This is a genomic window from Lysinibacillus sp. GW823-FHT06C08, from assembly GCF_058795135.1.
Map to the genome: position 1 here is coordinate 967,398 of NZ_JBXAHN010000001.1, position 20,323 is coordinate 987,720.

General features: G+C 38.7%; 20 protein-coding genes. 19 read left to right on the forward strand and 1 reads right to left on the reverse strand.

Annotated elements, in window-relative coordinates; genetic code table 11:
- Nucleotides 1–61 precede the first annotated feature (61 nt).
- The 10 genes from fur to AC1Q6O_RS04555 all read left to right on the forward strand — a co-directional run bounded on the left by fur (nucleotide 62) and on the right by AC1Q6O_RS04555 (nucleotide 9,579).
- Nucleotides 62–526 (forward strand): ferric iron uptake transcriptional regulator, encoded by a 465-nt coding sequence (fur, locus tag AC1Q6O_RS04510; RefSeq protein ID WP_008174639.1) that lies wholly within the window; start codon nucleotides 62–64, stop codon nucleotides 524–526.
- Between the two features lie 172 nt (nucleotides 527–698).
- Nucleotides 699–1,601: a site-specific tyrosine recombinase XerD gene (gene xerD / locus AC1Q6O_RS04515; RefSeq protein ID WP_008174638.1), complete on the forward strand. Its 903-nt coding sequence runs from the start codon at nucleotides 699–701 to the stop codon at nucleotides 1,599–1,601.
- Between the two features lie 92 nt (nucleotides 1,602–1,693).
- Nucleotides 1,694–2,875, forward strand: a complete 1,182-nt coding sequence (deoB, locus tag AC1Q6O_RS04520; RefSeq protein ID WP_008174636.1) for a phosphopentomutase — start codon at nucleotides 1,694–1,696, stop codon at nucleotides 2,873–2,875.
- 13 nt (nucleotides 2,876–2,888) lie between these two features.
- Entirely contained in the window at nucleotides 2,889–4,139 is a 1,251-nt protein-coding gene (locus AC1Q6O_RS04525) for a thymidine phosphorylase (RefSeq protein WP_239355315.1), read from the forward strand.
- 274 nt (nucleotides 4,140–4,413) lie between these two features.
- A complete protein-coding gene (spoIIAA, locus tag AC1Q6O_RS04530; protein WP_025114066.1) occupies nucleotides 4,414–4,767 on the forward strand; it encodes an anti-sigma F factor antagonist in 354 nt (117 codons plus the stop codon).
- Nucleotides 4,760–5,200, forward strand: a complete 441-nt coding sequence (gene spoIIAB / locus AC1Q6O_RS04535; RefSeq protein WP_008174630.1) for an anti-sigma F factor — start codon at nucleotides 4,760–4,762, stop codon at nucleotides 5,198–5,200. The genes spoIIAA and spoIIAB overlap by 8 nt, the downstream gene beginning before the upstream one ends.
- A 10-nt stretch (nucleotides 5,201–5,210) precedes the next feature.
- Complete coding sequence (gene sigF, locus AC1Q6O_RS04540; protein WP_008174628.1) at nucleotides 5,211–6,002, forward strand: RNA polymerase sporulation sigma factor SigF; 792 nt, start codon at nucleotides 5,211–5,213, stop codon at nucleotides 6,000–6,002.
- A 15-nt stretch (nucleotides 6,003–6,017) separates the two neighbouring features.
- A complete protein-coding gene (locus AC1Q6O_RS04545; RefSeq protein WP_036124270.1) occupies nucleotides 6,018–7,466 on the forward strand; it encodes a spore germination protein in 1,449 nt (482 codons plus the stop codon).
- A gap of 222 nt (nucleotides 7,467–7,688) precedes the next feature.
- Nucleotides 7,689–9,008: a diaminopimelate decarboxylase gene (lysA, locus tag AC1Q6O_RS04550; RefSeq protein WP_089985414.1), complete on the forward strand. Its 1,320-nt coding sequence runs from the start codon at nucleotides 7,689–7,691 to the stop codon at nucleotides 9,006–9,008.
- Nucleotides 9,009–9,207: 199 nt separating this feature from the next.
- Entirely contained in the window at nucleotides 9,208–9,579 is a 372-nt protein-coding gene (locus AC1Q6O_RS04555; RefSeq protein ID WP_008174622.1) for a GNAT family N-acetyltransferase, read from the forward strand.
- 276 nt (nucleotides 9,580–9,855) lie between these two features.
- Here AC1Q6O_RS04555 and AC1Q6O_RS04560 read toward each other — a convergent pair whose 3' ends face one another.
- Nucleotides 9,856–10,359: a DUF309 domain-containing protein gene (locus AC1Q6O_RS04560; RefSeq protein WP_492400936.1), complete on the reverse strand. Its 504-nt coding sequence runs from the start codon at nucleotides 10,357–10,359 to the stop codon at nucleotides 9,856–9,858.
- 55 nt (nucleotides 10,360–10,414) lie between these two features.
- Here AC1Q6O_RS04560 and AC1Q6O_RS04565 point away from each other — a divergent pair, with 55 nt between their 5' ends.
- The 9 genes from AC1Q6O_RS04565 to AC1Q6O_RS04605 all read left to right on the forward strand — a co-directional run bounded on the left by AC1Q6O_RS04565 (nucleotide 10,415) and on the right by AC1Q6O_RS04605 (nucleotide 20,316).
- The gene (locus AC1Q6O_RS04565; RefSeq protein WP_008174619.1) at nucleotides 10,415–11,194 is read left to right on the forward strand and encodes a segregation/condensation protein A; all 780 of its coding nucleotides are present in this window, start codon (nucleotides 10,415–10,417) and stop codon (nucleotides 11,192–11,194) included.
- The gene (gene scpB, locus AC1Q6O_RS04570; RefSeq protein ID WP_043989780.1) at nucleotides 11,166–11,759 is read left to right on the forward strand and encodes an SMC-Scp complex subunit ScpB; all 594 of its coding nucleotides are present in this window, start codon (nucleotides 11,166–11,168) and stop codon (nucleotides 11,757–11,759) included. The genes AC1Q6O_RS04565 and scpB overlap by 29 nt, the downstream gene beginning before the upstream one ends.
- A gap of 101 nt (nucleotides 11,760–11,860) precedes the next feature.
- A complete protein-coding gene (locus AC1Q6O_RS04575) occupies nucleotides 11,861–12,907 on the forward strand; it encodes a D-alanyl-D-alanine carboxypeptidase family protein (protein WP_008174615.1) in 1,047 nt (348 codons plus the stop codon).
- A gap of 349 nt (nucleotides 12,908–13,256) precedes the next feature.
- A complete protein-coding gene (locus AC1Q6O_RS04580; RefSeq protein WP_008174614.1) occupies nucleotides 13,257–13,988 on the forward strand; it encodes a pseudouridine synthase in 732 nt (243 codons plus the stop codon).
- A gap of 326 nt (nucleotides 13,989–14,314) precedes the next feature.
- Nucleotides 14,315–14,848 (forward strand): thiol-disulfide oxidoreductase ResA, encoded by a 534-nt coding sequence (gene resA, locus AC1Q6O_RS04585; protein ID WP_008174612.1) that lies wholly within the window; start codon nucleotides 14,315–14,317, stop codon nucleotides 14,846–14,848.
- A 13-nt stretch (nucleotides 14,849–14,861) separates the two neighbouring features.
- Nucleotides 14,862–16,538 (forward strand): cytochrome c biogenesis protein ResB, encoded by a 1,677-nt coding sequence (resB, locus tag AC1Q6O_RS04590; RefSeq protein ID WP_043989778.1) that lies wholly within the window; start codon nucleotides 14,862–14,864, stop codon nucleotides 16,536–16,538.
- Nucleotides 16,535–17,716, forward strand: a complete 1,182-nt coding sequence (gene ccsB, locus AC1Q6O_RS04595) for a c-type cytochrome biogenesis protein CcsB (protein ID WP_008174608.1) — start codon at nucleotides 16,535–16,537, stop codon at nucleotides 17,714–17,716. Before resB ends, ccsB begins: the two co-directional genes overlap by 4 nt.
- A gap of 115 nt (nucleotides 17,717–17,831) precedes the next feature.
- Nucleotides 17,832–18,548: a response regulator transcription factor gene (locus AC1Q6O_RS04600; protein ID WP_004232215.1), complete on the forward strand. Its 717-nt coding sequence runs from the start codon at nucleotides 17,832–17,834 to the stop codon at nucleotides 18,546–18,548.
- The gene (locus AC1Q6O_RS04605) at nucleotides 18,541–20,316 is read left to right on the forward strand and encodes an ATP-binding protein (RefSeq protein ID WP_008174604.1); all 1,776 of its coding nucleotides are present in this window, start codon (nucleotides 18,541–18,543) and stop codon (nucleotides 20,314–20,316) included. The genes AC1Q6O_RS04600 and AC1Q6O_RS04605 overlap by 8 nt, the downstream gene beginning before the upstream one ends.
- The last annotated feature ends 7 nt before the right edge of the window (nucleotides 20,317–20,323 follow it).

Sequence of the window (20,323 nt, forward strand, 5' to 3'; positions counted from 1 at the left end):
CACTATCTTGTAATAGGATTTACTCCTTTGGTATAATGGAAAGAGTTTAGGGGGGCGTCACATGGAGAGCCGAATTGATCGTATAAAAAAACAGTTGCATAGTGCTAGTTACAAGCTGACGCCGCAGCGAGAAGCAACAGTTGCTGTCTTGCTTGAGCACGAAGAAGACCACCTAAGTGCTGAGGATGTATATCTTTTAGTAAAAGAAAAAGCACCAGAGATCGGTCTAGCTACTGTTTATAGAACGTTAGAATTATTAACTGAGCTCAAAATTGTCGACAAAATCAACTTTGGCGATGGCGTGTCGCGCTATGACCTACGCCAAGAGGGAGCTGCCCATTTCCACCATCATCTAGTTTGTATTGAATGTGGAGCTGTTGATGAAATTCAAGAAGATTTACTTGAAGATGTGGAAGCCGTTGTTGAAAAGCGTTGGAACTTTATCATAAAGGATCACCGACTAACTTTCCACGGCATATGCTGGCGCTGTCATGATAAAAACGACGAATCGAATGAAGAAAATTAACGAAAAGCTGTCTGTTTTAATCTCTGTTATAGATTAAATCGGGCAGTTTTTTGTTTTTTTATGAAATAATAAATCCTTATTACCGTTGGTTTATGTCGAATAGAGGAGGCTTTAGCACATTTCTAATAGCCATGCTAAAATAGAAAATAATTGACAGTAAGGGGGCGTTGTGATGAATGAATTTCAATATGCAGTAGAGGATTATATCCATTTTATCCAAGTGGAACGGCAGTTATCTGTTAATACATTAGCATCCTATCGCCGAGATTTAGAAAGCTATGTGAATTTTTTGCAAAATGCAGAAGGTATGGCTGATTTTAATCGTGTAGAAAGAACGACCATACTACGACATTTAGAGCAACTACGTGCACAAGGGAAGACAAGCCGTACGATTGCTCGCCATATTTCATCTATTCGTAGTTTCCACCAATTTTTACTCCGAGAAAAGCGTGCTGAATCAGATCCAACAGTACACTTAGAAATGCCGACAATTGAGCAAAAATTACCGAATATTTTATCTATAGAAGAAATTGAAGCCTTATTGACGGCGCCGAATCGAAGTAAGCCACAAGGTATCCGTGATTTAGCGATGCTTGAATTATTATATGGCTCAGGTATGCGAATCAGTGAGCTTATTGCTTTAGATTTAGCTGATATTCATTTAACAATGGGCTTTGTTCGGGTGTTTGGGAAGGGTGGAAAAGAAAGAATCATTCCTCTTGGCAAAAGCGCCTTATCAGCCATAAGCACCTATTTAAACAATGCTCGTGGTCAATTACAGGGAAAATATCCAAAAACTGATGCGTTTTTTATTAATCAAAGAGGGAAACGTTTAACAAGACAAGGTTGTTGGAAATTAATGAAGGAACATGCTTTAAAAGCTGGCATCCAACATGAGTTAACACCACATACATTGCGTCACTCTTTTGCTACTCATTTAGTCGAAAATGGGGCTGATTTACGCGCCGTACAAGAGATGCTAGGTCATGCAGATATTTCAACAACGCAAATATATACACATATTAGCAAAACAAGATTATCGGAAGTATATAAGCAATTTCATCCCCGTGCTTAAAAATTTCAGAAAATTTTTTTCGGTCGGATGTCTGACCTTTATTTTTCGCATTTTTTTGGTAAAATAGAGTCATGAGATTGGAGGCAATAATAATGAATAAACCGTTTAACAAAATCCATGTAGTTGTGATGGACTCTGTAGGAATTGGTGAAGCGCCAGATGCTGCAAATTTTGGCGATGTAGGATCACATACATTAGGACATATCGCTGAAAAAATGAATGGGCTTACAATGCCAGTAATGGAGTCAATGGGTTTGGCAAATATCGAGCCGCTGCAAGGTATGCAAGCGACAAATGAGCCGAAAGCATACTATGGAAAAATGCAAGAAGCTTCTGTCGGAAAAGATACGATGACAGGACATTGGGAAATTATGGGGTTGAATATTGATAAGCCTTTTAAAGTATATCCGGATGGATTTCCTGCAGAGTTGATTGCTGAGCTAGAAAAACGTACGGGTCGTAAAGTACTTTGCAATCAACCTGCAAGTGGTACGCAGGTTATAGAAGACTTCGGTAAAGAGCATATGGAAACTGGAGCAATTATTGTCTATACATCAGCTGATCCAGTTTTACAAATTGCTGCTCACGAGGAAATCATACCATTAGATGAATTATATAAAATCTGTGAAATTGCACGTGAATTAACATTACAGCCTGAATATTTAGTGGGTCGCGTAATCGCACGTCCATTTATAGGTACTCCAGGGGACTTCTCGCGTACTTCAAATCGACATGACTATGCACTAAAGCCATTCGGTCGTACAACGATGAATGTTTTGAAAGACGCAGGCTTAGATGTAATTGCAATTGGTAAAATCTCTGATATTTTCAACGGTGAAGGTGTTACAGATGCTGTACGTACTAAAAATAATACGGATGGAATGGACAAATTTGCTGAAGTTGTCCGCCGTGATTTCCATGGAATGAGCTTCTTAAACTTAGTAGACTTTGATGCTAATTTTGGACATCGCCGTGATCCACTAGGCTACGGACAAGCTCTACAAGAATTCGATGCACGACTACCAGAAATTACAAGTGCAATGTCAGAGGATGATTTATTAATTATTACAGCAGACCACGGGAATGACCCAACCTTCCATGGCACAGATCATACACGTGAATATGTACCGTTAATTGTCTATTCTCCACGTTTTAATGGTGGAGCTGAATTAGAGCTTCGTGAAACTTTTGCTGATATTGCAGCTACAGTGGCTGAGAACTTCCAAGTAGAGGCCCCAGCATTCGGCAAAAGTTTCTTACAAGAATTGAAATAAGGGGGATTTTAGAATGAATATGGTGCAATTGTTTGAAAAGAAAAAACAAGGATTAGAGCTCTCACAAGCTGACATTCAGTATTTTGTAGATGGCTATACGACAGGTTCGATTCCTGATTATCAAGCAAGCTCACTGTTAATGGCGATTCGACTTTTAGGAATGTCTGATGATGAAACGTTTTATTTAACAAAAGCAATGATTGAATCAGGAGATGTTATTGATTTAACGTCTATTGATGGTTTTAAAATTGATAAACACTCAACAGGTGGCGTTGGAGATAAAGTAACACTTGTGGTCACACCTATTATTGCATCTCTAGGAATTCCAGTAGCCAAGTTTAGTGGTAAAGGTCTAGGTATTACAGGTGGTACAATCGATAAATTAGAGTCAATCCAAGGCTTCAAAACAGAGCTTTCCTCACAGGAATTCATTGACAATGTCAATAGACATAAAATTGCAGTTGCTGGGCAAACAGGCAATCTTGTACCAGCTGACAAAAAGTTGTATGCATTAAGAGACGTGACAGGAACGGTCGATTCGATTCCATTAATTGCTGCATCCATTATGAGTAAAAAAATCGCTAGTGGTGCGGATGGTATTGTGCTAGATGTTAAATGTGGATCAGGAGCGTTTATGAAAACGCAAGAAGAAGCTCAGCGATTAGCTGATACAATGACAGCTATTGGGGAAAAACTTGGGCGCAGAGTTGTTGCTCATATTAGTGATATGGATAATCCACTAGGTAAAATGATTGGCAATAAACTTGAGGTATTGGAAGCCTATGCATTATTAAGCGGTCGTATGGAAGAAACACATGAGGATTTACTAGATGAATGTGTAGTCATTGCTTCTTTAATGTATCAAGTTGCCGCAGGTGTTGATGAAACGGAAGCAACAGCCGCTGTTAAGCGCGTACTGGCAGATGGTTCTGCCGCTGCTAAATTTGAGGAGTTTATTGTTGCTCAAGGTGGGGACGTATCAGATATCGTACAAAATGAAACAGCCCATAAAGTTTCAGTAACGGCAGTTACAGAGGGTACTGTGGAAACAATTAATGCCCTTTTAGTTGGTGAAGCTAGTGTTAGTCTAGGTGCTGGACGTTTAACGAAGGAATCTGCGCTGGATTACGATGCAGGCATTCAGCTGATTGCTAAAAAAGGCGATCGTGTAAAAAATGGGGATATTATTGCTTATTTATATTCCAATAACCAAATCGATCAAGATACGATTCATAAAATACAGCAAGCTTATACAATTTCATAACATTTTATTTGCGAGAGCTCTCACATACGAGGGTTCTCGCTTTTTTTATCGTTCCAACATTAAACCTATGAAATGTTTACATTTTCGTAGAAATTTCATATTGAGATAACAGCAGCTTGTTTAAAACACGTTCACTTATCCCATACTGCACTTAAACCTAAAAAGCTATAAGTATGTCGATTTGACACTATTTCAGAAGACTTTGCACTAGTTCTGTCAGCCGCAAGGAATCAGCGTATTAAATGTGGAATTGCACGAGGAGGAGGCGATGTTCATGCATTTTCAATTAGAAATGGTCACAAGAGAGACAGTCGTTATACGTTTATTTGGGGAGCTCGATCATCATGCAGTAGAGCAAATTCGAGCGAAAATTTCTGCAGCAATTTTCCAAGGCACTGTGACGACCATCATATGGAACTTAGAAGGGCTATCTTTTATGGATAGTTCGGGAGTAGGCTTAGTGCTTGGTCGTATGCGTGAGTTAGAGGCAGTTGCTGGGCGAACTATTTTATTGAATCCATCGCCAACCATGCGGAAAGTTTTTCAATTTTCAGGTTTAGGGCCTTGGATGATGGATGCAACAGAGGAACAAGCGATTGATCGCGTAAGGGGGATTGTAAATGGATAACGAAATGACATTAACTTTTTTAGCACTTAGTGAAAATGAAGCCTTAGCCCGTGTAGCAGTCACTGGCTTTATTGCTCAATTAGACCCAACTATTGATGAGCTATCTGAATTTAAAACAGTCGTCTCAGAAGCAGTTTCCAATGCCATTATTCATGGCTATGAAGAGGATGGCAGAGGTGTTGTTACTGTTCATGCTAAACGTGAAGATGACATTGTAACGGTGTCTGTGATGGATAAAGGGGTAGGCATTGAAGACGTGAGTCAAGCAATGGAGCCGTTATTTACTACAAAAAGTGTAATGGAGCGCTCAGGTATGGGCTTTACGATTATGGACAGTTTTTCTGATCAGCTAACAGTTATGTCCAAGTGGCGTGAAGGCACAACTGTAACATTTACGAAGAAATTTTACACAGTTCGCACAGCGGTAATGTGAGGGTATCATCGTGAAGCCGTTAGAACAGTCGTCCGAAAAGCTTTTGTCTCAGGAGGAAATGCGTGATTTAATAGCACGCGCACAGAAGGGCGATCATGAGGCTCGTAAACGAATGGTAGAAGGCAATACGAGGCTTGTGTGGTCCATTGTTCAACGTTTTACAACGAGAGGTGTTGAGCTCGAGGATTTATTCCAGATAGGCTGCATAGGACTCATGAAATCAGTAGATAAGTTTGATTTATCGTATGATGTTAAATTTTCAACCTATGCAGTACCTATGATTATTGGTGAGATTCAACGCTTTTTAAGGGATGATGGCATGGTGAAGGTGAGTCGCTCTATCCGGGAGCTGAACTTTAAAATCCGACATGCTACAGACGAATTTATTAAAAAGAATGAACATCCGCCAACGATACAGGAGCTGGCACAAGTACTTGGTGTGACAACCGAGGAAATCGTGACAGCATCGGATGCATTAAGAGATCCAGCATCTCTACATGAGCAATTGTATGAAAGTGAAGGAGATTCCATCACATTGATGGATCAAATGAAGGATGAAAAATCTGAGCAGCCATTTGATTATATCCCCCTTAAAGAAGTGCTTACAAGGCTTGAACCGAGAGAACAGTCTATCATTTATTTACGCTATTTTTCAGATTGTACGCAAACTGAAATTGCAAATAGGTTAGGCATATCACAGGTGCAAGTATCCCGTTTGGAGAAAAAAATTCTTGCTCAATTAAAAAGTTGGATGGCTACAAGCGCAACTGTAGAGCAAGAAGCAATAAAAAAAGACATCTAAGAAAATGGTGACAGCATGACAAATAAATTATTTAGCAACTTAGAAGCAGCCGAAGATTTTCTTAAGGAGCAATTTGGTGACGGCGAATCATTTGACGTTGGAATTAAGCATTTATTTGTCAAAGATTTGCCGGTTCTTTGTGCCTATATTAGTGGACTTGTGGATGGAGAAGCCCTAACACAATTACTTTCAAGTATGCTCCCAGATGAGGACTATGAAATTGATGTGGAGGATGAGAAGGAGTATTTCGAGTCCTATTTTAACTTTCACGGACGTTCAGAGGAAACTGAGCGTAAAGCTTATTTATTAGCCATTTTAAGCGGGCAAGTGACCTTTATTACTAAAAGTGGCTATTGCTACGTTGCCGAGCTCAGAAACTATCCAGGACGTTCCCCTGAGGAGCCCGACAATGAAAAGGTTATACGTGGCTCAAGGGATGGTTTTACAGAAGGAATATCTCAAAATACAGCTTTAATTCGTAGGCGGATTCGCAATAGTAATTTACGTTTCGAGCTACATAAAATATCCAAAATCGGCCAAACCGACGTCGCCATAGCGTATATGAAGGATGTTGCCAATGAAGATATGCTCGAAAAATTACGACAGCGCCTTGACCAAATTAACCATGATGGTTTGACAATGGCTGATAAATCATTAGAAGAATGGCTGTTTAAGCAAAAATTCCATCCAGTTCCGTTTGTCCGTTACACGGAAAGGCCAGATATTGCTGCGGCGCATTTACTGGAAGGGCATATCGCCATAATGGTAGATACTTCACCGTCTGTTATTCTTGTGCCAATTACGATTTTCCATTTACTACAGCATGCAGAGGAATATAGACAGGCGCCACTAGTTGGTACATTTGTACGTTTTATGCGGTATTTCGGCGCCATTATGGGTTTACTTTTATTACCTTTGTGGTATGTATTTGCAACAAATGAATCATTGCTTCCTGATGCTCTTTCTTTTTTAGGGACGCAGGAGAAATCGCATGTACCCTTATTATTGCAAATACTTATTGCAGATATTGGTATTGAATTTTTGAGGATGGCCGCCATTCATACTCCAACACCACTGTCTACAGCGATGGGCTTGGTTGCGGGGGTAATTATTGGTCAAATTGCGATCGATGTGGGACTGTTCTCAGCAGAGGTTGTCCTCTATACGGCTGTTGCAGCTATTCTCATCTTTATTATTCCGTCCTATGAGCTAAGTATCTCCATAAAAATATTTAGGTTATTCTTATTGCTTATGGTAGGTATTTGGGGAGTTAATGGTTTATTCATTGGCATATTCTTAGTGTTTACGTATTTATGTTCATTACGACCAATGCAGGCACCCTATTTTTGGCCGCTTGTTCCATTCTTCCCAATGGCGATGCTACGTGTCCTAATTCGTTTCCCAATGACGGCAGATGCATTAAGACCTTATGTAGTCGCTTCCAAACAGCGAAAAAGATCATAGGAGCCGTTGCACTCGTTTTTTTCATGTGATAAAGTTCACATATAGTATTTTGTGATTTTTGCAAAAATTATTTTCATTCAGCAAAAGGGAGGTTTTATACATACGCCTCTTGAAGCTGGATGAAATTAATTTTTGATGGGATAGCTCTATTTCCAATGGTAGATCCTATCATATTTCTGTAAAAGTGACAGAATGGAACGAAGTGAAAAGGGAGAGATGCACATGCATTTATATGGAACACAAGCGATTTCTGAGAATGGTCATTTAACAATTGGACAGGTAGACACACTAGAGCTTGCCAAAGAGTACGGTACACCACTTTTTGTGTATGATACTGCACTTATTCGTAAGCGTGCTCGCAGCTTTATCGATACGTTTAAAAAACTAGGCGTAAAAGCAGAAGTAGCTTATGCTTCAAAGGCATTTGCATGTGTAGCTGTGTATCAATTAGCAGCAGAAGAAAACTTATCTTTGGATGTTGTATCAGGTGGAGAATTATTTACAGCCATAAAAGCAGGTTTTCCAGCTGAGCGCATTCATTTCCATGGCAATAATAAAAGCATTTCAGAATTAGAGCTAGCTTTTGACTCCAAAATCGGTTGTATTGTTGTAGATAATTTCTATGAGATTCAGCTTTTAAAAGAAATATCTGAACGTCGTCAACAAAAAATGCGTATATTATTACGTGTTACACCAGGGGTTGAAGCACATACGCATGATTTCATTACGACAGGTCAAGCTGATTCTAAATTTGGTTTTGACTTAAACAATGGTCAAGCGGATGAGGCATTCCAACAAACATTTAACCATGAATTCCTAGAGCTATTGGGCTTACATTGTCACATTGGCTCACAAATTTTTGACACTGCTGGCTTTGGGTTAGCAGGAGAAAAATTGATTGACAAAATTTCTGATTGGAACAAGGCTCACGGATTTACATGTACTGTGTTAAACTTAGGTGGGGGCTTTGGTATTCGTTATACTGAAGAAGATGCACCGCTTGAACCACAAGTATATGTAGAGGACATGATTACAGTAGTGAAAAACAAAGCAACTGTACTTGGACTGAAAATGCCAGAAATTTGGATTGAACCAGGTCGATCACTTGTCGGTGATGCAGGAACTTCTCTTTATACAATCGGATCACAAAAAACAGTACCAGATGTGCGAAAATATATTGCTGTAGATGGTGGGATGAGTGATAATATCCGCCCAGCATTATACGACGCTAAGTATGAGGCAATCATTGCAAGTAAAGCGAATGAGCCAAAAAATGAAATTTATACGGTTGCTGGTAAATTATGTGAATCTGGCGATAAATTAATTATTGATGCTAAACTACAAGATGCAGCTTCAGGTGATATTTTAGCCATTTTCTGTACAGGCGCATATGGTTATTCTATGGCAAGTAACTATAACCGTGTTCCTAGACCTGCTGTTGTATTTGTAGAGAATGGACAGCATCAATTAGCTATTCGCCGCGAAAGTTATGAAGATATTGTGCAAAACGATCTCCCGCTAACTTTAAAAAAGGGTGAGTAAAATTGAGAAAGAATAAATGGGTATTACTAGCATCCATTTCAACTTTTATTGTGTTGTGGGGTATTGTCTATTGGGTGTTGGCGTCTAAAGGAATTCTCGGACCTGGTTCGTAAGACAGAAATTGGCTTGCGGTAAAAGTACAAATCGTGTAGGATAGTCAAAGATTATGTACAGCTAGAAAAAGAGGGAATAGACAAATATGTTAATTCGATATAAAAAAGCTTTAGAGAAAATAGCAATGGGGCTACTTTCGTTTATGCCGAACGAAAAAGACGTAAAAAAGCTTACCGAGACCATCCACTCCTATGAAAATGATGATAATTGGGTTTTATACTTATGGAAAAAAAATGATGAATATGTTGGCATTGTTGGGCTTGTAACAGATGAGAATAATACTGCTACGATCCAACATGTATCTGTTGTGCCTTCCTATAGAGGCGAGGGTGTTGCGAAGGAAATGCTTCAGGAAATAGGAGAGCTAGGCCAATATGAAAATGTACGTGCGACAGATGAAACACGTCAACTAGTTCAAAAATGTATCAATTGCATCGATAAAAAAGCAGACGAGTAACATCGTCTGCACATAATGTAAACAAAGACCATCGAGAGTAAACTCTTATCGATGGTTTTTGTCGTTCTATAAGTGGTCAACTACTAATTGACCACGTTCATTCATTCACTACTCGGCTATTAATGGTTAGCATCGCCAAAGTTTAGTTGAATGGAATAAAAGCCGGCAACACCTGCGGGAAAAGCGATGAAATCGAGATTCTGGTCAGAGTGAAGCTAGGGAAGCGATGAAATCAACTCATTTCCACAAGCCGAAAGCGTCTGTCTAAAGTGGAAATTAACGTCTACTTTTTCTTTGTTTGCTTTCTTGTCGCTCTGCAAGTATATGTGAGCGATCCCTTAGCATATGCTTATGAAGAAGATAGTTTGAGTTACTAGGTGGCATAATTTCTATACGCGCTAGTGCTAATTCCAGCAACTTGGGTGAAAGGGGGAGCTGGAATGCATGGAAGGACTTGCCTGCTTGGATCGCGGCGAGACAATTTTTTAGTTCGGTCAGGAGTTGATAATAACTAATTTCATGGAAAAAGATATGACCTTCATTTTGTTGAAAATTATGAAGTGCTTTTTCTAAAATTCGTATAGCGCCAGTATCATTACCACGCCGCCAATGGTATAAGCCTGTTGCGAGCTGTACATAGCCAACCAATGGGTGCATTTTATAACCAGGCGCGATTTCCTTCCAATATTCCTCAAGCACTTCATGGCATTCGAAAAAATCCTGATTGCCATTAAAATAAGCACAGTATTCGATAAATAAAGTATGATGCTGTGGATGCATTTTGAACTCCTTTCCACTATACTATAAGAACATAGAATCTCAGGGTGGTAAAATAATGTCTTATGAAGTAAAATTAGATGCCTTTTCAGGGCCTCTTGATCTATTATTGCATTTAATTCACAGGTTGGAAATTGATATCTATGATATCCCAATGGCTGAAATCACACAACAATATATCGACCATATACATGCCATGCAAGTATTGGAATTAAATGAAGCAAGTGAATATTTAGTAATGGCCGCAACACTGCTGGCGATTAAAAGCCGTATGCTATTACCTATTCATGAGGGTGAAATGGAGGATGCCGAATTGGAAGTAGATGGCCCAGACCCGCGTGAGGAGCTGGTGCAGCGATTAATCGAGTATAAGAAATACAAGGAAGCTGCTAGCAATCTGCAAGAGCTTGAAACAGATCGAGCACAAGTATTTACAAGGCCGCCAGCCGATTTAACAGGTTTAGCTTCAGATGAACAAATGGCTTTGTTTGATTTGAATGTAAATATTTATGATATGCTTGGAGCATTTCAAAAATTGATGCGTCGAAAAAAATTAAAGAAGCCTCTAAAAACGACAGTAACGAGGCAAGAACGGTCCGTGAAGGATCAAATGCGTTCGGTTGTAGATACTTTACGATCAACAGGTGGACGTGCATCATTTTTCGAGCTTTTTCCCTATGAAGATAAGCCGACACTTATTTTGACGTTTGTATCCCTTCTTGAATTGATGAAACGTCAAGTCGTCATCGTAGAGCAAGATGGTAACTTTGAAGAATTAATGGTTACCCTACAGAAGGAGGAATGGGAAGATGACGAAAACATCGATGTTACAGAGTAAAATTGAAGCCTTATTGTTCGTTGTCGGAGATGATGGCTTAACGATTAAACAACTTTCTCAGCTGTTAGGTGAACAGGATGAGATTATTATACAGGCAATGGATGCCTTGCGAAAAGTCTATGATGAAGATTTAGCTAGAGGAATAACTGTGAAAGAAATGGCAGGCGTTTTTCAGCTTATTACAAAATCCGATTTAGCAGATACTATTCAAAGATTAGTAGAAAACCCTACTGCACAATCATTATCCCAAGCCTCTCTTGAGGTATTAGCAATTGTAGCTTACAAACAGCCAATTACTAGGGTAGCTATAGAAGATTTACGAGGTGTTAAATGCGAAAGACCTATTCAGACTTTAGTGTCTAGAGGGTTGATTAAAGAGGTAGGACGTTCAGAGGGAACTGGACGTGCTATCCTATATGGAACAACTAAAGAATTTTTACATTATTTTGGTTTAAACAGCGTAGAGGAAATGCCACCTCTGCCTGAGGAAGAGCTTGCAGAAAATGAACAAGAAACCGATTTATTTATGACTAAATTCCAAGAAGCGTTTAATGGTGCAAAGTAATGTATAGGAATAAAGCATAACGACCAACATAAATATAAATCTATACTTTCCTATCATATTGAATAAGGAGTGGCTCGTTGCTTCGGTTATTTCGATTAATAATGTTGATGATCATTGTGTTAATGGTAATACTTCCGCAAACAAGCTTTGCGAGAGGTGGAAGTGGCTACGCGGTTTTAGATGGAGATACAGGTCGCGTATTAATAGGTTCAAATAGTAATGAACGGCTACCAATTGCTAGCTTAACGAAGATTTGGACGGCCCTAGTGGCCATCGAAAATAGTGATTTGCAAGAGGAAGTTGTCATTTCACCTAAGGCTGCCATGGCTGAAGGGAGCTCCATTTATTTGCAGGCAGGCGAAACGGTGACCGTAGAAACGTTATTATATGGTTTAATGCTGCGTTCAGGCAATGATGCTGCGACTGCTTTGGCAGAGCATGTAGGTGGTTCTGTAGAAGGCTTTGTCAAATTAATGAATGAAAGAGCTGTTATTGCGGGTCTTACCAATACGGTTTTTATGAACCCCTCTGGCTTACATCATGAAGACCACTTATCTTCTGCAAGGGATACAGCCGAGATGCTAAGAGTTGCCTTGCAAAACAAAACATTTGAAAAAATTGCTTCAACGGTTCTTTATCGAGCGAATACGGTGAACGGCATGCTATGGGAAAATAAGCATCGACTATTAAGAGAAGGCTCAGGAATGGCTGCGGAAATTGATGATGAGACGGAGCAGCCTGTGAGTTCTTTAAAATCTGCTACTGGCGTTGCTTATGCAGGTAAAACAGGTTTTACAAAGGTAGCTGGTCGTACGCTTGCAACAGCCTTTCAAAAGGACGGGCAAACCTGCATAGTTGTCACGTTAAATGTATCGGATGATTGGAATGTTCATCGAAGCTTTTCCAATCAAGTGTGGACAGATTATGATCTTGAAACAGTGGTGAAGAAGGGCAAATACAACGTGAATAAAAAGTTGGCTATTCGATTAGAAGAGCCAGTTCGCCTGCAGTTAAATAAAGAGGAAAAAGCGCAAGTGCGGCAAGTTTTACATGTTTCAAGAAAGCGTCAGGAAGCTGTCTTATCCATCTTTCTAGGCGAAGAACGTATTTATGCAATACCAGTAAAAGTTGAATCAGCGGATCGTTGAAAAACGATTGGCTGATTTTTTTGTTCTACAAAAATTTCCACTACATCGGAGTGCAAACAGGAAATATAAACATTTTTTTAAAACGATTTGCTTTTTGGTAAAAAGAGTATACTACTAGCATGGTGCAAGGAAAATTCTATTCTAATATTGATCAATATGGTGTTCAATGCGCTAATGAAAAAGTATTACGAATACTCCAACAATGAATGTGAAATTTGTTTTTCTTTAATATTACGCTAAAGTATGACATAATTTTCACAGATTAGCGGGAAAATTAACCCTATTCAATTGAACGAGAAATCGATTTTCGACGAAATTGTTAATGTGAAAGAAAACTAGAGGTGAAGAAATGGAAAGATTACAGAAAGTCATTGCCTATGCGGGGATTGCTTCAAGGCGAAAAGCAGAGCAATTGATACTAGAAGGTAAAGTTAAAGTGAACGGTAAAGTTATCCGTGAATTAGGAACAAAGGTGTCTAACTCAGATACAATTGAAGTGGAAGGCGTAAAGCTTGAAAAAGAAGATAAAGTTTATTTCTTACTGTATAAACCACGCGGAACAATTTCGGCCGTGACGGATGATAAAGGACGCAAAACTGTCACAGATTTATTTCATCATATTCCGCAACGTATTTTCCCAGTTGGTCGTCTTGATTACGATACATCTGGATTATTGCTATTAACAAATGATGGAGAATTTTCCTATATGTTGACGCATCCGAAATTTAAAATTGACAAAACGTATATCGCTCGTGTCAAAGGTATTCCAACAATTGAAGGTCTGAAAAAGCTTCAACGTGGTATTAAATTAGAGGATGGCAAAACTGCACCTGCCAAAGTAAGTATGACGTCCTTTGACGAAAAAGCTGGCAAGGCAATTTGCGAAATTACAATTCATGAAGGCCGTAATCGCCAAGTTCGACGTATGTTTGAAGCAATTGGTACACCTGTTGTCAAATTAAAACGTGAACGATTTGCCTTTTTAGATTTATTTGGCCTTGCACCAGGTGAGTTCCGTGAATTGTCGAAGCACGAAGTCAAGCAATTACGCGTGTTAGCAGAGACAGGGAAACTGGATTAAATAATTTGCCAGAAGAAAGTGATAGTACCTTAAAAGGTAATAAAAACTATTTTCACTTTCTTTTTGGTGAAATCGTTCATAAATCATTCATAATTAATAGCTAAGTGTTTTTGTATCATTTTGCTATAATAGGTGAGAATAGTACACCTAGTTACATTTTAGCCAGAAGAACTTCGTACATCGTTAACGTACAATTTTCATAGATGTTTGTACATACGTAAAGACGTTTATAAAATGAAAAAGTTCTATGCTAAAGTCTTTATAATGTAAAAGCTTCATGTCTACAATGTTTACGCAAAGTCGTAAATGATAGGGGGTTTATTAACTTGGAGAAAAAGAAAAAGCGTCTCGTACTACGGACTGTCATTTTAGCAGTATTAGCATTGGCAATCGGGTACACGGTATATGGAACAGCAACAAAGGAAAAAGTAGAGTTAGTAGCAGTTGGCTCAGAAGCACCTGACTTCACGTTAGTAGATTTAAACGGTGAAAAACATAAATTGTCGGATTATAAAGGACAAGGGGTATTTTTAAATTTCTGGGGAACTTGGTGTAAGCCGTGTGAAAAGGAAATGCCTGCGATGGACAGACAGTATCAAATATTTAAAGATCAAGGTGTACAAACTTTAGCGGTCAATATCGCTCAAACAGATTTTGAAGTTCAGAATTTTGTTGATCGATATAAATTGTCTTTCCCAGTTGTCATTGATAAAACAAAAAGTGTTATGACTGCTTATAACGTAGGTCAATTACCTGCTACAGTGTTAATTGATCCAGAAGGAAAAGTGGCAAAAATTATTACTGGTGAAATGACAGATGCAAATATTGCTTCGTACATGGAATTAGTGAAGCCGAAATAAGGAGTAAATGACGATGGAAAAAATCATTTGTGCTTGTGGTCATAGTAATCCTTACGGCACGAAGCTCTGTGAGAAATGTGGTCGTCCTTTAACGGAAGAAGAGAAGCAAAATAAAGTTGTCGATATGCGCTATGATGGTACTGCCATTCGTTCTAAGACTTATAATAAATCGATTGTCGACAAAATTTGGAATTTCTTCTCGAGTGTTAAAGTGGGTATATCTTTAATTATTATCACATTAATTGCTGCTTCAATCGGAACATTACTACCACAAGAGTTTTACGTAAAAGCCTCTGATATGGAGAAGGGAGCTTATTACGCTGACGTATATGGTACGTTCGGTAAAATTTATTACACGCTAGGACTCTCAGATTTATATAGTTCATGGTGGTTCCAAATTTTAGTTGGCATGTTAGCTGTGTCAATTATTGTAGCCAGTCTGGACCGAGGAATCCCGCTCTATAAATCTCTAAAGAATCAACGTGTTAAAAGACATGAAAGCTTTATGAAGCGTCAACGCATTTTTGGTGAGGGTCAAATAACGGCTGACGCTGAGGAAACGCTTGATAAAGTGGCTCAAAAGATGACTGAAATGAGATACTCTGTCCGTCGAGATGGTAGCGCTCTCTTAGCTGAAAAAGGTCGCTTTTCTCGTTACGGTCCGTACATAAACCATGTTGGGCTCATTATCTTCATAAGTGGGGTTATGTTACGTCTTGTACCAGGCTTCTATGTGGATGAGTCGATATGGGTCCGCGAGGGAGAAACACGTGCTATTACTGGCATGGACGGTTATTTCATTGAAAACAGAGATTTTATTTTAGAAACTCATGATAATGAACCCCAAGGAGAGCAAGTAAAGCAAAATGTTAATGTGGTTGCAAAAAACTTCCAAACTGACATTACGCTTTACAAACAGCCTAAAGATGCAATCCCGGGTGATACGGAAAATCTGGAAAAAGTTAAAGATTATTCGATTCGTGTCAATCACCCATTAAAAGAAGATGGCTATGCTCTTTATCAAATGGATTATCGTCTGAATGAATTAAAGCAAATGAATTTTGAATTAATTAATAAGGCGAGTGAAAAATCACTTGGTAAAGTGGAAATTGATTTAACAAATCCTAAAAAAGAATATGATTTAGGTAATGGGTCTTCCGTGCAAATTCTAGTTTATACACCAGATTTTGATGGCTTTGAAAATGGAGAACCCCAAACAAAAACATCGATTCCAAATAATCCAGCATTTTTATTTAAAATGACTACGCCAGAAACACCAGAAGGCGAAGTAAGCTTTGTGGAAATTATGCAGCCACCACTAGAACCGCTGGGGGAAAATCAATATAGAATGAAATTTGCTGCAGCAGAGATGCGTGATATGTCTGGTATTACGGTTCGTAAAGATAGTACAATTCCTATCTTATTTGTTGGTGGCGTTATCTTTATGATTGGTGTCGTAATTGGATCTTACTGGAATCACCGTCGTTTATGGCTTCAAGTAGAGCCGGATGGCCGTGTTTTAATGGCTGCCCATGTTAATAAAAATATGTTCAGCATGAAAAAGGATTTAGATGCTGTTACAGCATTTGCTGCATTGCCTTCATACAAAGATCAGTTAGAGAAAGAAGAGGCTGACGAAGAGTCCACTGATGGTGGCATTAAAGAAAAGGAAGGTGACAACACCTTATGAGTTTGATTGACATAAGTGGAAACCTGTTATTTGTAGCTTTTATTGCTTATTTAGTTGCGACGTTATTATTTGGTGGTTCCATTAAACAAGCGAATGCTACAGGTAAAAACACTGGTAAATGGGGTAAGCTTGCCATTGTGGTAACAATTATTGGATTTGTATCACAGCTTGCCTACTTTATTACACGATGGATTTATACTGGACATGCGCCAGTAAGTAATATGTTTGAATTTACAACTGCCTTTGGTATGTTCATTGTTGGTGCGTTTATTTTAATTTACTTTATTTATCGTTTATCTGCACTTGGATTGGTAGCATTACCAGTAGCACTTTTAATTATCGCTTATGCTTCAATGTTCCCGAAAGAAGTAAGTCCATTAGTGCCCTCATTACAAAGCCATTGGTTAACAATTCACGTGATTACAGCGGCATTAGGGCAATCTATTTTAGCGATCAGTGCTGTGGCTGGACTTATTTACTTATTAAAGGTTGTAGATTTAACGAAGCCTTCTAAACAACGATTTTGGTTAGAAGCCGTTATGTACTGTCTTGTAGTAGTTGTTGGGTTTGTCGCTGTGACATCTACATTCAGTGCAATGGATTATGAATCTAGCTACAATTATGTGGATAAAGAAGGAACTACGCGTAAAATCATTTACAATTTACCACCAGTTTTCGGTATGAATGAGTATGAGGCGGTTGAAGAGCATGGCATGTCACCAATAGTAGAAATGCCAGCATTAATTAATGCGAAGAAATTAACAACTGTCTTTTGGTCATTATTAGTAGGGTCAGTATTGTATTTATTAATTCGCTTAATTGCACGTCGTCGAATAAGTGCTATTTTCCAACCACTTGTGAAGCGTGTTAATTTACAATTACTTGATGAAATTGGTTATCGTTCAGTGCTAATTGGTTTCCCTGTATTCTCCCTAGGTGCTTTAATCTTTGCGATGATTTGGGCGCAAATTGCTTGGAGTCGCTTCTGGGGATGGGATCCTAAGGAAGTATGGGCTCTTATTACATGGTTATTCTATGCGGCATTCCTACATTTACGTTTATCAAAAGGCTGGGAAGGTCAAAAATCTGCTTGGTTAGCATTAATTGGTTTTGGTATTATATTATTTAACCTAATTGCTGTTAACTTAATTCTTGCAGGTTTACACTCCTACGCATAACCTGTGAAACAACAAGCCTTTTCGCTCTAGCGAAGAGGCTTTCTTTTCTTTTCAATATGTGTCACACCATGTACAATAGAAGTTAGAGAAAGATTGGAAGAGAGGGATCGTGAAAGTGTCAGAAAATATTTCAGTATTAGTAGTAGATGACGAGGATCGAATTCGCCGCTTATTAAAAATGTATCTGGAGCGAGAAGGATACCTTGTTGACGAGGCAGAAAATGGTGAACAAGCGATCGAAAAATCTTTAGAAAAAGAATATCACTGTATTTTACTTGATATTATGATGCCTGAAAAAGATGGGCTAGAAGTGTGTGCAGAAATTCGTGAACGCGCTGCAACTCCTATTATTTTATTAACTGCTAAAGGCGAGGAAGCTAATCGTGTTCAAGGCTTCGAGCTAGGAGCAGATGATTATATTGTAAAACCATTTAGTCCTCGTGAGGTAGTGTTACGTGTGAAGGCCATTTTACGTCGTTCACAGGCATTCTCACCAACGACAAATGCATCCTCTTCAAAAGATTTAGTGGTGTTCCAGCATTTGATGATCGATCATGATGCACACCGTGTAACGGCAGAGGGCATTGAGGTGAATTTAACACCAAAAGAGTATGAATTACTTTACTTCTTAGCGAAATCGCCAGACAAAGTATTTGACCGTGAACAACTACTAAAAGAGGTTTGGCATTACGATTTCTTTGGTGATTTACGTACAGTTGACACACACGTAAAACGTTTGCGTGAAAAGCTCAACCGTGTTTCTGAAAACGCTGCTAAAATGATCGTGACGGTTTGGGGCGTTGGTTACAAATTTGAGGTTGTCAATGAATAGAATATGGAATAGTGTTGTCGGGAAGCTATGGGTAACCATATTGCTTCTCGTTTCATTTGTATTATTTGTTTTCACGGTATTAATGCTTGAATTTCTTCAAAACTACCATATGCAGCAAGCGGAAATATCTTTACGTCAAACCGCTGCCACTGTGGCAAGTATAGTGGATGACAATGAAACAGCTGAATCGACTTCGGAATTATTAAAAGATATTTTACCTAAAGGCACCAACGCACTAATCGCAATCAGCCATGTAGAGGTATCCTTTGCCATGCAAGAGGGACTCAATAAAAAGGAAATTCAAGATACTATTTTGGCAAATAAATCTTTCCGTGAGGTTTTTCAATCAGATGAACCAATTACTAAAGAAATGATGATGCCCTCCTCTACAGATCAAGAGAAAATGGAATCTTACGTTGTACTTGGTTTCCCATTAAATGTAGAGAATGCTGTACATGGAGCAGTTTTCATCTATCAAAGCCCCGATGCCCTACATAAAACGTCCAAGGAAACGACGAAAATTGTCTTTTTGGCAGCTTTCATAGCATTTGTCTTGACTACATTTTTTGCGTTCTTCTTGTCTTCACGTATTACTTCTCCACTTAGAAAAATGCGTGAGCTGGCATTTGAAATTGCAAAAGGGAATTTTGAAGCGAAAATGCCTACGACTCAAAATGATGAAATTGGACAGCTTGCAGTTGCTTTCAATCAAATGGGTCGTCAATTAAAGCATAATTTAGAGGTCATCAATCAAGAGAATGAACAGCTATCCAATATTTTGACATCTATGACAGATGCAGTGATTACATTTAATCGCGACCGTACAATATTATTAAGTAATCCACCAGCGGAACGTCTGATGCAAAAATGGTTTGTAAACAAAGGCTCACAAAGTGCGAAGCCAATACCGCCAGAGCTGTATCATATGCTGGATCATGTACTCATGTTTGAGGATAAGCTAGAAGAGGAAATTGAAATGGATGGTAATTACTATACGTTTACAATTAGTCCTCTTTATAGTGGAGAAAACATTCGTGGTGCAGTCGCTGTTATTCGTGATATGACTGAACAACACCGCTTAGAAAAACTTCGATCCGATTTTATTGCGAACGTCTCTCATGAATTGCGGACGCCAATCGCCATGCTTCAAGGCTATTCTGAAGCATTGATGGATGATGATTTTATTCAAGATCTGGAAGAACGTAATGAAATAACAAAAATTATTTATGATGAATCCAAACGAATGGGTCGCCTTGTCACGGATTTATTAGATTTAGCACGCATGGAATCAGGGCATATGACACTCTATAAAGATGAATTGCCAATTAATTCTACATTCGAACGTATTACCCAAAAATTTGCACAGGTTGCAAAAGAAAAGCATATTCGTCTACTATTTGATAGTGAATTTAATGACGATGCGATGATTAATATAGATGAGGATCGCATCGAGCAAGTACTCACAAATTTAGTCGACAATGCACTAAGACATACGGAAGAGGGATCTGTCACAGTAAAAGTGGAGCAGGAGCCAACATTCGCTAAAATTTCTGTTCAAGATACAGGACATGGTATTCCTCAAGATGATTTACCTTATGTCTTTGAACGCTTTTATAAAGCAGATAAGGCACGTACTCGATCTAAGGGTGGTACGGGACTTGGCTTAGCCATTGCACGAAATATTATAAAGGCACACTCAGGAAATATTATGGTAGATAGTGTGCTTAAGGAAGGTACTACCTTCACATTTTATTTACCGTTCGATTAATAACATG

Bases quoted from the DNA above. Each gene is read 5' to 3' on its own strand.
- fur (WP_008174639.1), top strand. From the start codon at position 62: ATGGAGAGCCGAATTGATCGTATAAAAAAACAGTTGCATAGTGCTAGT.
- resB (WP_043989778.1), top strand. From the start codon at position 14,862: ATGGAAAAAATCATTTGTGCTTGTGGTCATAGTAATCCTTACGGCACG.
- AC1Q6O_RS04575 (WP_008174615.1), top strand. From the start codon at position 11,861: ATGTTGATGATCATTGTGTTAATGGTAATACTTCCGCAAACAAGCTTT.
- AC1Q6O_RS04565 (WP_008174619.1), top strand. From the start codon at position 10,415: ATGTCTTATGAAGTAAAATTAGATGCCTTTTCAGGGCCTCTTGATCTA.
- AC1Q6O_RS04555 (WP_008174622.1), top strand. From the start codon at position 9,208: ATGTTAATTCGATATAAAAAAGCTTTAGAGAAAATAGCAATGGGGCTA.
- spoIIAA (WP_025114066.1), top strand. From the start codon at position 4,414: ATGCATTTTCAATTAGAAATGGTCACAAGAGAGACAGTCGTTATACGT.
- spoIIAB (WP_008174630.1), top strand. From the start codon at position 4,760: ATGGATAACGAAATGACATTAACTTTTTTAGCACTTAGTGAAAATGAA.
- deoB (WP_008174636.1), top strand. From the start codon at position 1,694: ATGAATAAACCGTTTAACAAAATCCATGTAGTTGTGATGGACTCTGTA.
- AC1Q6O_RS04605 (WP_008174604.1), top strand. From the start codon at position 18,541: ATGAATAGAATATGGAATAGTGTTGTCGGGAAGCTATGGGTAACCATA.
- xerD (WP_008174638.1), top strand. From the start codon at position 699: ATGAATGAATTTCAATATGCAGTAGAGGATTATATCCATTTTATCCAA.
- ccsB (WP_008174608.1), top strand. From the start codon at position 16,535: ATGAGTTTGATTGACATAAGTGGAAACCTGTTATTTGTAGCTTTTATT.
- AC1Q6O_RS04560 (WP_492400936.1), bottom strand. From the start codon at position 10,359: ATGCATCCACAGCATCATACTTTATTTATCGAATACTGTGCTTATTTT.
- AC1Q6O_RS04525 (WP_239355315.1), top strand. From the start codon at position 2,889: ATGAATATGGTGCAATTGTTTGAAAAGAAAAAACAAGGATTAGAGCTC.
- AC1Q6O_RS04545 (WP_036124270.1), top strand. From the start codon at position 6,018: ATGACAAATAAATTATTTAGCAACTTAGAAGCAGCCGAAGATTTTCTT.
- lysA (WP_089985414.1), top strand. From the start codon at position 7,689: ATGCATTTATATGGAACACAAGCGATTTCTGAGAATGGTCATTTAACA.
- AC1Q6O_RS04580 (WP_008174614.1), top strand. From the start codon at position 13,257: ATGGAAAGATTACAGAAAGTCATTGCCTATGCGGGGATTGCTTCAAGG.
- scpB (WP_043989780.1), top strand. From the start codon at position 11,166: ATGACGAAAACATCGATGTTACAGAGTAAAATTGAAGCCTTATTGTTC.